Annotated in this window: 10 protein-coding genes and 1 tRNA gene; 6 read left to right on the top strand and 5 right to left on the bottom strand. The window is 56.8% G+C overall.

All coding sequences use genetic code 11. The annotated features are described in order from the left end of the window. The first annotated feature begins 31 nt into the window (after positions 1-31). Genes LKO31_RS03825 through LKO31_RS03815 form a run of 3 tightly spaced genes read left to right on the top strand, consistent with a single transcriptional unit; the run spans position 32 to position 4,153 of the window. Positions 32-1,471 (top strand): sulfatase family protein, encoded by a 1,440-nt coding sequence (locus LKO31_RS03825; protein ID WP_227688740.1) that lies wholly within the window; start codon positions 32-34, stop codon positions 1,469-1,471. A 55-nt stretch (positions 1,472-1,526) separates the two neighbouring features. After that, positions 1,527-2,396, top strand: coding sequence for a formylglycine-generating enzyme family protein (locus LKO31_RS03820; RefSeq protein ID WP_227689569.1), 870 nt, complete (start codon positions 1,527-1,529; stop codon positions 2,394-2,396). Between the two features lie 29 nt (positions 2,397-2,425). Continuing rightward, positions 2,426-4,153, top strand: a complete 1,728-nt coding sequence (locus LKO31_RS03815) for an arylsulfatase (RefSeq protein ID WP_227688739.1) — start codon at positions 2,426-2,428, stop codon at positions 4,151-4,153. 277 nt (positions 4,154-4,430) lie between these two features. Here the strand turns inward: LKO31_RS03815 and LKO31_RS03810 are convergent. Next, a tRNA-Gln gene (locus LKO31_RS03810) sits at positions 4,431-4,504 on the bottom strand. Positions 4,505-4,631: 127 nt separating this feature from the next. Continuing rightward, the gene (locus LKO31_RS03805) at positions 4,632-5,939 is read right to left on the bottom strand and encodes a dipeptidase (RefSeq protein ID WP_227688738.1); all 1,308 of its coding nucleotides are present in this window, start codon (positions 5,937-5,939) and stop codon (positions 4,632-4,634) included. Between the two features lie 123 nt (positions 5,940-6,062). On the opposite strand from LKO31_RS03805, the gene LKO31_RS03800 reads away from it, so the two are divergent. Continuing rightward, entirely contained in the window at positions 6,063-7,241 is a 1,179-nt protein-coding gene (locus tag LKO31_RS03800) for an acyl-CoA dehydrogenase family protein (protein WP_227688737.1), read from the top strand. A 74-nt stretch (positions 7,242-7,315) separates the two neighbouring features. Here the strand turns inward: LKO31_RS03800 and LKO31_RS15070 are convergent, their stop codons facing one another. Further along, positions 7,316-8,584 (bottom strand): TIR domain-containing protein, encoded by a 1,269-nt coding sequence (locus LKO31_RS15070; protein ID WP_227688736.1) that lies wholly within the window; start codon positions 8,582-8,584, stop codon positions 7,316-7,318. Positions 8,585-8,718: 134 nt separating this feature from the next. Here LKO31_RS15070 and LKO31_RS03790 point away from each other — a divergent pair, with 134 nt between their 5' ends. Beyond that, entirely contained in the window at positions 8,719-9,936 is a 1,218-nt protein-coding gene (locus LKO31_RS03790; RefSeq protein ID WP_227688735.1) for a M20 metallopeptidase family protein, read from the top strand. 19 nt (positions 9,937-9,955) lie between these two features. Beyond that, entirely contained in the window at positions 9,956-10,192 is a 237-nt protein-coding gene (locus LKO31_RS03785; RefSeq protein ID WP_227688734.1) for a GlsB/YeaQ/YmgE family stress response membrane protein, read from the top strand. A 31-nt stretch (positions 10,193-10,223) separates the two neighbouring features. Here LKO31_RS03785 and LKO31_RS03780 read toward each other — a convergent pair whose 3' ends face one another. Together LKO31_RS03780 and nadB are read right to left on the bottom strand one after the other, a co-directional pair. After that, on the bottom strand, positions 10,224-11,681 hold the full coding sequence (locus LKO31_RS03780) for a glycosyltransferase family protein (protein ID WP_227688733.1): 1,458 nt from the start codon (positions 11,679-11,681) through the stop codon (positions 10,224-10,226). After that, positions 11,678-13,264: an L-aspartate oxidase gene (nadB, locus tag LKO31_RS03775; protein WP_227688732.1), complete on the bottom strand. Its 1,587-nt coding sequence runs from the start codon at positions 13,262-13,264 to the stop codon at positions 11,678-11,680. Before nadB ends, LKO31_RS03780 begins: the two co-directional genes overlap by 4 nt. Positions 13,265-13,301 lie beyond the last annotated feature (37 nt).

The raw sequence follows: 13,301 nt of genomic DNA, 5'->3' as shown, positions 1-13,301 counted from the left end.
CCAAGGCAATACCCTCGGCAGGCGCCAATTTTTGGCAGCAGGTGCAGCAACGGCTGCATTTGCTCCCCTCGCCACCAGCTTGGCCGCGCTACGCGGCAATGATCGCCCCAATATCATCTTGATCTTACTCGATGATATGGGGATCGGCGATACCAAGGCCTATAATCCTTGGTCCGCCATTCCAACCCCCTATCTTGATCGCCTCGCCCGCGAAGGCATGCGTTTTACGGATATGCACAGCTCTTCGGCGGTCTGCACGCCCAGCCGTTACAGCGTGCTGACGGGCCGTTACTGCTGGCGCTCACGCTTGAAATCTGGCGTCCTCGACGGGCATGGAACGAACTTGATTGAAATCGGACGGCTCACTTTGCCCGCGCTCTTACAGCAAGCCGGATATAAAACCGGCGGGGTCGGCAAATGGCATTTGGGCCTCGGTGATGGGGACAAAACCGATTATAGCAAACCCCTTCGTCCCGGTCCGCGCGATCATGGCTTTGATTATTATTTCGGCATTCCAGCCTCACTGGATTTCCCGCCCTATTTATATTTCGAAAATGACCATGTCATCGAGGCGCCAACCGCCCACACCGAGGGGCGGAACGACCCACGCGGCGTTTTCTGGCGGGCAGGTCCCATCGCCCCCCATTTTGAGATGGAGCAAGTTGTCCCAACACTGACGAACAAAGCGGTGGAATTCATCAACCAAGCCGATGGAAACCAGCCTTATTTCTTATATTTCCCAATGCCATCGCCCCACACGCCGTGGCTGCCACTCCCCGAATATCAGGGCAAATCCGGCGCGGGCGATTATGGCGATTATGTCGTTCAGACAGACGATATGATTGGACGATTGCTCGATGCAGTGGATCGCTCTGGCCAAAGAGACAAAACGATCTTCATTGTCACCAGTGACAATGGCGCGGATTGGAAAGAGGAAGATGATGCGCGCTTCGCCCACCGTGCCAACGCCCATTGGCGGGGCAAGAAAGCGGACGCATGGGAAGCAGGACATCGCGTGCCCTTTCTCATCCGCTGGCCCCGCCATATCCGAGAAAATAGCGTCAGCACAGAAACGGCGTCGCTAACCGACTTGATGGCGACCATTGCCGCCGCGCTCAATCTGCCGCTGCCCGACGATGCCGCAGAGGATAGTTTCAATCTTCTGCCGACCTTGCATGGCCAGCAAAGCGGTTCGATACGACCTCATATCGTCGACCACAGCCTCACCGGAATGTTCACAATCCGCGAAGGAGATTGGAAGCTCATTCAAGGGCTGGGCTCTGGCGGGTTCACCGCCCCCCGAACGATGGTGCCAGCCGAAAGCGGCCCGCAAGGCCAGCTTTACAATCTGGCGGATGACCCCCGCGAAGAACATAATCTCTATCTGCTCCGCCCCGACATCGTCACACGCTTATCAACGATACTGACAGATATTCAGCTCAGCGGCCGAAGCCGTCCGCGCAAAGGCTAACCCCATGGCAATATCCATCCCAGCAACGGCGTTACAAAAGCCATCGTCTGACGATATGATCTTCATCCCAGCCGGCGAATTTTGGATGGGCTCCGATCATCATTATCCCGAAGAAGCCCCAGCACGCCCTGTCCAAGTCGAAAGCTTCTGGATAGACGCAGCGCCGGTCACCAATGCGCAATTTGCGCGCTTTGTGGCGGAAACGGGCCATATCAGCTTTGCCGAAATCGCGCCGGACCCACGTGACTATCCGGGCATGGACCCAAGCCTTGCCCATCCAGGGTCCATCGTCTTCATCCCTCCAGATAAGCCGCTCCACCAACTCAGCGGACCCCATTGGTGGCATTTTATTATCGGGGCCGATTGGCGTCATCCCCGCGGCCCGAATAGCAGCATCGAAGGGCTAGACACCCACCCCGTCGTTCATATCGCTTATGCCGACGCGCTAGCCTATGCGGCATGGGCCAATAAGGATCTGCCGACCGAAGCGGAATGGGAAAAGGCCGCTCGCGGCGGTTTGGACCGCGCGCCTTACGCATGGGGGAATGAGCTTTTTCCAAACGGCCAGCGCATGGCCAACATATGGGAAGGCCATTTTCCACACTATAATCTCTCGCCCCATGGCTGGGACCGTAGCTCGCCAGTCGGCAGCTATCCCGCCAACGGCTACGGTCTTTTCGACATGATCGGTAACGTCTGGGAATGGACGACAAGCAGCGACACCCCACAAGGCGAAGGGGGTTGCTGCTCAAGACGGCCGCCTGCCCATCACGGGGGTCCACAAGAAAAAATCTTAAAAGGGGGCTCCCACATGTGCGCTCCCGAATATTGCCAACGCTATCGCCCAGCCGCCCGCTGGTTGCAGCCCACCGATACGACAACCGGCCATGTCGGCTTTCGCTGCATCCGCCGTCTCGCTTCCTAAATTTCCAATCACCGAAAGAAGATTATTATATGCTCCTATGGAAAAATTCATTGCGGGGCGTCGCCTCCGCTACGCTCCTCGCCGCAACAGCCTTAACGCCGGCCTCGGCCAAGGACGCCCCATCGCCGCGCCCCAATATTGTGCTGATTGTGCTGGATGACGTTGGCTTCGCAGAACTGGGCTCTTATGGCTCTGAAATCAGGACGCCGCATATGGACAGTCTGGCGCGAAATGGGCTGCGCTATAATCGCTTTGACAGCAAAGCGATCTGCTCATCAACCCGCGCAGCCTTGCTGACCGGCCGGAATCCACAAAGCGTTGGCATGCTAGATTTGGCATCAAGCGCCGAAGCAGCAGACCCCACCGCCAGCGATGCCGACAGAGGAGAGCTGCCCCGAAATATCGACACCGTTGCCGAACGGTTACGGGGCATTGGCTACACCAGCTGGGCCGTTGGCAAATGGCATCTCGCGCCGCGCTATGACGAAACACAAGGCAAAGCCTCTTGGCCCTTGCAGCGCGGCTTCGATCATTTCTACGGCTTTTTAAGCGGCTGGACCGATCAATATAAGCCCAAACTCGTGCGCGATAATGATCCGATCCCCGTGCCCGACAAACCCGACTATATATTAACCCCTGACCTCATCGATCAGGCCATCAGCGCCTTTGACCCCAACGCCATGGCGCAAGATAAAAAGCCGCGCTTCGTCTATTTGGCACTCGGAACGGCCCATGCCCCAATTCAAGCACCAAAATCCTATATCGACGCTTATCAGGGCCAATATGCCGCCGGTTGGGACGCGATAAGAGAATCTCGTTTCCAACGTCAAAAACAACTAGGGGTCATCCCCGCCAACAGCGTGTTGAACGAACGCAATAGCGGCGATCGCGCTTGGTCCGACCTGAATGAACAGGAAAAACAGGTGTTTGCGCGCTTCATGGAAAGCTATGCAGGCTTCATCACCCAAGCCGATGATGAAATTGGCCGCCTGATTCAACATTTGAAGAGCATCGGACAATATGAAAACACCTTGTTCATCCTGTTGTCCGACAATGGGGCCGCACCCGAACCAGGGCAAAATGGCGGGTTTTGGCACCCCTATGATCCGCGCACCCCTGTGTCAGAAATGGCGGCTAACCTCGACAAGCTCGGCGGTCCTGAAACACAGTCTCTCTATCAACGGCCTTGGGCCATGGCGGGCGTCGCCCCCTTCCGTCGCTATAAATTATGGCCCTATGCTGGGGGCGTGCGCACGCCGCTCATCATATCATGGCCCAAGGAAATCCGCGACAAAGGCGCTGTCCGCAGCCAATATGTCGATGCCGTCGACATCGGCGCAACCCTCCTAGATGCCGCTGGAACAGCCTATCAATCAACGATTAATGGCGTGGCACAAGTGCCCATCGCGGGACAATCCGTTCGCGCAACCTTCACCTCCGCCCATGCAGGCGGACGAAAGGTGCAGTTTTTCGCTCTGCGCGGAAACAGATCGATCACCGCAGGTGATTGGAAAGCCGTCGCAATTCACAATTATGGGACGGATTTCGAACTGGACCGTTGGTCACTATTCAATGTGAAGGAAGATTTTTCAGAAAGTCGGGACTTAGCAGCAGAATATCCATTGAAACTCAAAGAGTTGCAAACACTCTGGTGGTCAGAAGCGCGCAGATATAGCAACCCTCCCCTATCCGAACCCAGTCCTCGTATCCAGTCCATGCGCCAATATGCCGATGAGGCAGAGCAAGACGGAAACTAATCGCCAAAACCCCTCATAAACGCCTGAACGCTTGCTCCCCCATCTTCGGATGAGAGCAAGCGTTATGGATCAAGTCCTGTCACCAACACCAACGGCGCCGCCATGGCCGCAGCACTAGAAGCCTCACGGCGATGGACGAATGACCCACCAACTCTCGCATGGTCTTAGGCAACAATCTCAGCCTCCTTGCAAAACGCGCATGACGTGAAATCCAAGGTAAGCACGAGCAAGAGCAAGAGCACCAGCCACACTCAGATCATTATATGGCATGAAAGATTGGATGCCCCGTGAGGATTCGAACCTCAATAGACGGAATCAGAATCCGTAGTCTTACCATTAGACGACGGGGCAATCGCGGCTGCCACTAAACCCTTGCTTTTGGCGGGTCAAGGGGCGTTCTTCATTTCCCCCTTCACCCCGCACCGTCCAAGACGTTGTGATCACACCCAAAATAGCACAGGGCGCGAAGCCTCATCCATCACCGCAGCACCGCTGGCGTTTCCTCTGCCCGCTGCTGTGCCCGCTGCGCCGCCGCCGCATAAGCCTCCACAGCCTTCAACACACGCATCATATTGCCGCTGGCAATTTTGCGCATGTCCTCGGCGCTATAGCCGCGCTTCGCCAACTCGGTGAACAACGTGGGATATCCGCGCACATCTTCCATATGCTGGGGGCCGCTATCCATGCCATCATAATCCCCGCCCAGCCCAATATGGTCGACGCCAATGCTGCGCTTAATATGGTCGATATGGTCCGCCACCTTGGCGGCATCGGTCAACGGCGTCGGATTGGCCGCATCCCACGCCTTTAACTCCGCCTCCACTCGGTCGGGGGCATAAACATATTGCGCTTTCAAGCTGGCCACCACGCCCGCCCGTTTCAAATCATGGGCGCGCACCTCGCTGTCCAAAAAGCTGGGCAGGAACACCACCATGATAATCCCGCCATTGGCCTTCACCATCGGCAACACATCATCGGGCACATTGCGTGGATGGTCATTCACCGCCCGCACGCCGCTATGGCTGAACATGACCGGAGCCTTTGCCTCCGCCAGCGCATCTCTCATCGTGTCCGCGCTCACATGGCTCAGGTCGACAATCATGCCGATACGGTTCATTTCCCGCACCACTTGCCGTCCAAAATCCGTCAAGCCGCCATGCACGGGCACATCCGTCGCGCTATCCGCCCAAGGCGTATTTTTCCCATGCGTCAGGGTCATATAGCGCACGCCCATGCCATACATTTCGCGCAGCACCGCCAACGACGACCCGATGCTCTGACCGCCCTCAATCCCCAGCATACCAGCGATCTTGCCCGCCTTCATCTGGGCTTCCACCTCGCGGCTATCGCGCGCCAAGCCCAAATCTTTGGGATATTTCGCAATCAGCCGCTTCATGACGTCAATTTGTTCAATCGTCTGCTGCACGCTAATTTGTTCATTGCTGTTGGACGGCACATAGACCGACCAAAATTGCGCCCCCACACGCCCTTCGCGCAGTCGCTTCAAGTCGCTGTGCATCATCCCTTCGCCCGCATCGTGGCGCTGGCTGGTATCGCGAAAATCAAAATCGCCAATCACATTGCCCACCCGCGCCCGCAGCGCCCAAGGCACATCATTATGCCCATCAAATACGGGGCTTTTCGTCAGCACCTCTTGCGCCATTTTCTCGTGCGACGACGCTGCTTGCCCAGCCCCGCTTTGCCCAGCCCCCGTCTGCCCAGAAACTGTTCCAGCCGAACCCAACATCAAAGCGAGCGCCGACCCAGCGGCAAAGAGCGAGTGCATGTTCATCCCCCCACGCTAAATCCCTCGCGTCCAAAAATCGACCATCAATTCCGCCCCACCCCAAAAAGCATCTCGCTCACTTTCCCGCTTGACGTTAACGAAAACGTCAATCACCTTTCCGATATGACAGCTTTTGACGATTGGCGCGCCCGTTCGCCCTATTATGACGAGAGCCACGACGCCCTCGCCGCCTCCATCCGCAAATTTGTGGAACGTGAAATCGCGCCCCACATCGACCAATGGGAAAAGGATGGCGAACTGCCGCGCGATCTCCACAAAAAAGCCGCCGAAGCGGGCATTCTCGGCCTCCGCTACCCGTCAGAATATGGCGGCCATGACGATGACGGCTTCGATATCTTCCACAGCCTGATCGTCACCGAAGAACTCGCCGCCGTCGGCGCAGGCGGCCTCGGTGCTTCCCTCATGACCCACGGCATCGGCCTGCCCCCCATCCTCGCGCTGGGTAGCGAAGAACTCAAACAACGCATCGCGCCCCCCGTGCTGGCGGGCGACAAAATCATCGCGCTCGGCATCACCGAAGCAGGCGGCGGCAGCGACGTCGCCAACATCCGCACCACCGCGCGGCGAGAGGGCGATCATTATATTGTCAACGGCGATAAAATGTTCATCACCAGCGCCATGCGCGCCGACTATCTCACCTGCGCCGTCCGCACGGGCGGCGCGGGCGCAGGCGGCATCTCCCTCCTCCTCATCGACATGAGCAGCGAAGGCGTGGAACGCCAAAGGCTCGACAAAATGGGCTGGCGCTGCTCCGACACAGCGGCGATCTATTTCAGCGATGTGCGCGTTCCGGCGGAAAATCTCATCGGTCCCGAAAATGGCGGCTTCATCGGAATTGTCCGTAATTTCAACGGAGAGCGCCTCGGCATGGCCATGGGCTGCTGCGCCTACGCCCGCGTCGCCATGGCAGAGGCCGCCGCATGGGCGCAAAACCGCCAAACCTTCGGCAAACCGCTCGTCCAGCACCAAAGCATCCGCATCAAACTCGCCGACATGGAACGCCAAATCGAGGCCACCCAAGCATGGGTAGACCTGTGCGCATGGCAAGTGCGCGAAGGCAAAGACCGCCCCGCCGACTTCGCCATGCTCAAAGTCCAAGCCACGCGCATGCTAGAACATGTCGCCCGCGAAGCCGCCCAAATCCTCGGCGGAGCCAGCTACCTAACCGGCAGCAAAGTCGAACGCATCTACCGAGAAGTCCGCGTCAATGCCATCGGCGGCGGCAGCGAAGAAATCATGCTGGACTTGGCGGGGAGGCAGTTGTTTGGGGGAGGACGGTGATTTGAAGCCACCGCCTAAAACAAAAAATAGGGCTTATGAGTGAGCAGCATATCATAAAATATGATTTCGACTGCTCAGTCCGGAAAAGCCCTGTCATAGTTATCAATGCTCGTTGGAGAAGCTGGGGTCGCCTCGTCGGCAACCAATTGCGGCCAGTCCCGCTGCAAATACTCCACACCGAGTGCATAAGCATAATTTTTATGCATAAATTTGGCTAACTTATCATAATCCACTTTAACCATTTGCGGACCAAATGCATACGCTGCAACTTGATAAGGCGGGAAAAGTATTTCTACTCCCGATTCTGCAAATATAAAGTTACAAAAATCACTCCAGCTCGATGTTCCAGAAACCACCCAATCCTCATCCAGCACCGGCTCGTTAGAAGTGACAACACCTCCTTCGTCATCTAGCTCAATAAAGCGGTCATTCTCATACATTAATTGATGACGTGCATCTTCCTGCAGCACTTTGAACGCGCTATCGGTGTCTGCGAAAATTTGATCCAAGGATTTAACCTGTGTCATCGGACTGAGCGTAAAAGAGAAAGTTTTGAAGTGTTGATTAGGATGCATCGCGCCCGCACCCATCGTGGAAACGGAATACGTAATGGAAATCATCCTCTCGTGCACGACAGGTGCATTACACCAAGCTTCCCATGTATTAGTACGACGATACGGGTCTTGGCCAAATGAGTAAAAATCACTTTCCTGAGAAAACTTCACCTCTCGCTCTGACATCGCGGCATCCACGGCCCACCCGCGTATTACGTCAGAAATCTCGTTTGCCTGTGGGAACTGATCCGAGAAAAAACGTGGTATCTGATAGGCAGTTTCATAACCGAGAAGTCCTTCCCATTTGTCCCGATACCACGTCATATTCCAGCGTAGTTTGGCATCGCCTTGAAGTTTCGCATTTTCGAGACCCAATCTGTCGAGTTGAGTTGATATAGCGAGTGACAACTGCTTGCGCGGGTCATCCGACCCGATGCCAATAACTTGAATAGCTTCCAACTGCGTGGGGATAAGCACATCATCCAACATTACGGGGATAACGTAAATGTCGTCGTGGAGCCTCGCCTGTGACTGATCCAAGGCGATTGCAATCTCACGCTGAACATACCCTCGCTTTGTCACCGAATTTTGAGACAGAAAAATTACTATTATCGCCGACTTCCGCAATGCTCTCTTTATTTCAAAATCCCAATTCTGACCTGCAACCAATTTTTCCTTATCAAGCCATGGATCTAACCCGTCCCCTACAAGAAAGGCATAATACTCATGGACACGATCGTAATCACCAGACGCGTACGAAAGAAAAATAATCGCAGATTCTTCGCTCACAGCCACCCCCCAATCAAATCGACCAATAAACTTTAATTCAAAACCCTATCAAAATCATAAAAAAACGCCCTCTTTGTTTTAAAGTCACATGAGACTTCCCATTCCCCCAATCCCACGCCACACTCCCCCGCACCATGACCAACACCCACACCTCATGGCCGCAAGAGGCCGAAGCCATTCTCCCCGCCCTCGTGGACCTGCGCCGCGCCATTCACCGCGAGCCGGAACTCGGCCTCCAAAACCCCAAAACCCGCGATAAAATCCGCGACGCCCTTGCTGGCCTGCCGCTGGAATTTCGCGAAGGCCCCAGCACCTCCGGCCTCATCGCCATCTTGCGCGGCGGCGGAGCGGACGGCGGCAACACCCGCACCGTGCTACTTCGCGGAGACACAGACGCCCTCCCCCTCACCGAAGAAACCGGCCTCGATTTTTCTTCTGAACACAGCGGCATGATGCACGCCTGCGGGCACGACACCCATGTCGCCATGCTCGTCGGCGCGGCCAAATTGCTCTGCGCCAACCACGACCGCCTGACCGGAACCGTCCTCTTCATGTTCCAACCGGGCGAGGAAGGCCATCATGGCGCGCGCTTCATGCTCGACGACGGCCTCCTAAATCCACTCCCCGACGCCGCCTTCGCGCTGCACATCATGCCCAACGCCCCGCACGGCGTCTTCGCCAGCAAAGCAGGCCCCCTGCTAGCCTCCTCCGACCAGTTAAAAATCACCGTCAAAGGCGCAGGCGGCCACGCCTCCATGCCGCAAGACGCGCTAGACCCCATCCCCGTCGCCTGCGCCATCGTCACCGCGCTACAAACCTTGGTCACCCGCCGCGTCAGCGTGTTCGACCCCGCCGTCATCACCATCGCCAAAATCGCGGCAGGCACGACCTATAATATCATCCCCGAAACGGCGGAAATGCTCGGCACCATCCGCACCTTGTCGCCCGAACGCCGCGCCATGATCTCCCGCGAACTGCACCAACTCGCACCCGCAATTGCACAGGCCCATGGCTGCACCGCCACCGTAGAGATTGAGGAAGGCTTCCCCGTCACCATCTGCGACAGCCGCGCGGTCGATTTCGGCCAACGCATCGTCGAAGACCTCTATGGCGAAGCCGCGTGGATCACCATGAACAACCCCGTGATGGGCGCGGAAGATTTCTCTTATGTCCTCGAAAAAGTCCCCGGTGCCATGTTCTGGCTGGGCGTCAGCGAACAGGGCAGCGATTGGCGGCAATGCTGCGGCCTACACAGCAACCATATGGTGCTAGATGAAAAACCCATGGCCCGCGGAGCCGCCCTCCACGCCGCCTTGGCCGAACGCTTCTTGCGCGATGGCTTTACCGGATAATCTTCGCTAAAGGCGCGCTATGATAAACCTCATCGGCGCGCTTTTTTCCGGCTTCCTCATCGGCGTCCTCGCCCGCTTCTTCTATCCGGGCGAAGTCCCCATGACATGGCCCGCCACCATCCTACTCGGCATCTGCGGCAGCCTCCTATCCGGCTTCATCATCAGCCGAGGCCGCACCGACTTCCACCGCGCCGGCTGCCTCGCCTCCATCCTCGGCGCCGCCGCCCTCATCTTCGTCGTCCGCTCCATCACCTAAGCATCGGGAACAGCGCAAGGACTGCTCATGCTCAATTGTCGCGGCGCTCCAACCAAGCATTATAATGATGCTGTACCGGATCGCCGCTGCACCCGCCTGCGCGCCGCGCATGGCACACGGCGGCATCCATATCCTTGGCGTCACCACATTGGACCTGACCAAATCCACTGGGCAAATCCGCCAACCGGTCCTGATAGGTCAAAATATGATTGTAAGAGCTGGCATAGCGAGCCAATTCCGCTGGTTCATCAATGCTATACATCGGAATAGATCGTCGCAGCAAAGCATAGCTGCCATTAACACTGCCTTCTGGCGTGTGAAAAGCAATCCCACAGCTTTTCAGATCGCTTCTGATCTCATCATAAATCTCAGCCAAGGCCGCACCGCGTGACCAATTATGCTGAAAAAAAGCATTGGCCAGCGCGGCAGATCCGCCCATCCACAAAAACAACATGGTGACCGTCGTCAATGCCAAACGCTGTCGCGGCACCTGCCGCAACATATCCGCACTGCCCAGCCCCGCCAGCACCACCAGCAAGCCCGCACCCGCCATGATGAAGCGGAATTCCTTGTGCCCAATCAAGCTGTGACACAAAATATGAACGACGGCGATCCAGAATAAAATCGGATAATGTCGGGCCCCCTTGCGCGCCAAGATCAGGATGGCGGGGAACAGCAAAAACCAATGCAGCCCCATCATACCCAAATATTCGGTCACTGGCGACACGCCATAGCTGTCGGCCCGCCCCTCGATCACATTCACACGGACCGCCTCGACCATCCAGCGAAAGGGCATATTGCCCATCGCCAAATTCACTGCGGCATCCACCCCCAGCGCCGCCAATCCGCCCAGCACCATCGGCGTCCACAACGCACGCCATTCCGTCCGCGCCGCCCATATGGTCAGGATTAATATCATCGGGGCATATTGAATTCGTACGGCAAAGCACAGCCCCAGCAAGAAACCCGCCACCTGATAGGCCCGAAAATTTGGGGTATAGCGCCGCGCTATCAACAACCAAACCGCGCCCATGAACAAAGAAAAGCCCAGCGGTTCGGACAGGGTACGCGGCGCAAAATAAATCAGCTCAAACCAAACCGCTGCGACAACACCAGCCATGAGGCCATGCAAGCGCGACAGACGCAGGCCCAATTGCGTGGCACATCCCACCACGGTCAGGGATAAAGCCGCCATCAGCAAACGCGGAAGGAACAAATTCAAGGCGCTATCCGGTGCCAACCACCAGCCCAGCGCCATAGGCAAGGACAAAAATTGTGGTAACAACCAGCTTCTGATGCCGTCGCGAAAATCCCATGTCTGAATCCATGGCCCTTCGACCAACGACCAAGCCGGTTCTAAATATTGCCAAATTTCGTCATACCAGCCGATCATGAAGGGGACAGCCGCCACCGCCCGCAAAATCGCCGCCAGCGCCATTATGCCCCAAAAAATCTGACGCTCGCTAATTCCCCCCCAGCGCTCGTTCAAGGAACCAACACCGTATCCCGCGCATCGGCCAGCAAGTCCGGATAATCCAGCGTATAATGCAAGCCACGGCTTTCCTTGCGCTCCAACGCCGAACGCACGATCAAATCCGCACATTGCAACAAGTTGCGCAGCTCGATCAAATCGGTCGTCACGCGGAAATGGCCGTAATAATCGCCCACTTCATCCGTCAGCATTTTGATGCGGTGCTGAGCGCGTTCCAGCCGCTTGGTCGACCGCACAATGCCGACATAATTCCACATAAATCGGCGAATTTCCGTCCAATTTTGCTTAATCACCACCTCTTCATCGCTGTCCGTCACCCGGCTTTCATCCCATGGCCGAATGGCGGGCGGCGGCGGCAAATCGGCCCAATTGGCGATAATATCCCGCGCGGCGGCCTCGCCGAACACAAAACATTCCAGCAAGCTGTTCGACGCCAAGCGGTTCGCGCCGTGCAACCCGCTTTCAGTGCATTCCCCCGCGGCATAAAGTGCGGGCAAATCCGTGCGCCCGTTCAAATCAATCAAAATCCCGCCGCACGTATAATGCTGCGCGGGCACCACCGGAATCGGCTGCTGGGTCATATCAATGCCCAAGCTCATCAGCTTCTCATAGATGTTCGGGAAATGGCCCTTCACAAATTCCGGATCTTGGTGGCTAATATCCAAATGCACAAAATCTAGGCCGAAGCGTTTGATCTGATCATCATTGGCCCGCGCCACAATATCGCGCGGAGCCAACTCCAACCGCTCATCATAATCGGGCATATAGCGATATCCCGTCACGGGATGGCGCAAGATGCCGCCTTCGCCGCGCACCGCCTCGGTAATCAGGAAGTTTTTCACGTCCAAATTATACAAGCAGGTCGGGTGGAACTGCATCATTTCCATATTGGAAACCCGCGCACCGGCGCGCCAAGCCATCGCAATGCCATCGCCGGTCGCCCCGCGCGGCGCGGTGGAAAATTGATAAACACGCCCCGCCCCGCCGCTAGCCAAAATGGTCGCACGGCCCACATGCGCCCGCACTTTGCCGCTCGCCTCGTCCAGCGCATAAACGCCCCAAACATGGCCCGACCCAGAATAGCGTTCCTCATGCCGTCCGGTAATCAAATCAATACAGGCTTGGCCGGGCATCAACGTGATATTCGGATGCGCCTCGGCTGTTTTCAGCAGCGCTTCTTGCACGGCCCAGCCCGTGGCGTCGTCCACATGCACAATGCGGCGGTGGCTGTGCCCACCCTCGCGCGTCAAATGCAATGCGCCTTTTTCGCTATTAAACGGCACGCCCATTTTCACCAGACGGTCAATCGCCTCTGGTGCATTTTCAATAACAAATTCCACGGTTTCGCGCCGGTTCAGCCCCGCACCCGCCACCATCGTATCGTCAATATGATTGTCAAAAGTATCGCCCGCATCCAGCACAGCCGCAATACCGCCCTGCGCCCAAGCCGTGGACCCGCCGGTTAAATTCCCCTTGGCCAACACCAGCACGCGGCAATGGTCGGCCAAAGCGATGGCAGCGGTTAATCCTGCCGCGCCTGACCCCACAATGATGACGTCATGAACCTCAGTATCCGACATAGCAAAACCTTCTCAACGCTGCCGAACCATGCCGTGG

Source organism: Sphingopyxis yananensis (assembly GCF_020687785.1).
GTDB lineage: Bacteria > Pseudomonadota > Alphaproteobacteria > Sphingomonadales > Sphingomonadaceae > Sphingopyxis > Sphingopyxis yananensis.
The sequence above is the reverse complement of the archived record's forward strand: the minus strand, read 5'-3'. Positions and strand labels throughout refer to the sequence as shown.

What these genes read in the sequence shown, in the direction of transcription:
- LKO31_RS03790 (WP_227688735.1), top strand. Translation starts at nt 8,719, where the DNA reads ATGACCAACACCCACACCTCATGGCCGCAAGAGGCCGAAGCCATTCTC.
- LKO31_RS03805 (WP_227688738.1), bottom strand. Translation starts at nt 5,939, where the DNA reads ATGCACTCGCTCTTTGCCGCTGGGTCGGCGCTCGCTTTGATGTTGGGT.
- LKO31_RS03815 (WP_227688739.1), top strand. Translation starts at nt 2,426, where the DNA reads ATGCTCCTATGGAAAAATTCATTGCGGGGCGTCGCCTCCGCTACGCTC.
- LKO31_RS03800 (WP_227688737.1), top strand. Translation starts at nt 6,063, where the DNA reads ATGACAGCTTTTGACGATTGGCGCGCCCGTTCGCCCTATTATGACGAG.
- LKO31_RS03820 (WP_227689569.1), top strand. Translation starts at nt 1,527, where the DNA reads ATGATCTTCATCCCAGCCGGCGAATTTTGGATGGGCTCCGATCATCAT.
- nadB (WP_227688732.1), bottom strand. Translation starts at nt 13,264, where the DNA reads ATGTCGGATACTGAGGTTCATGACGTCATCATTGTGGGGTCAGGCGCG.
- LKO31_RS03785 (WP_227688734.1), top strand. Translation starts at nt 9,956, where the DNA reads ATGATAAACCTCATCGGCGCGCTTTTTTCCGGCTTCCTCATCGGCGTC.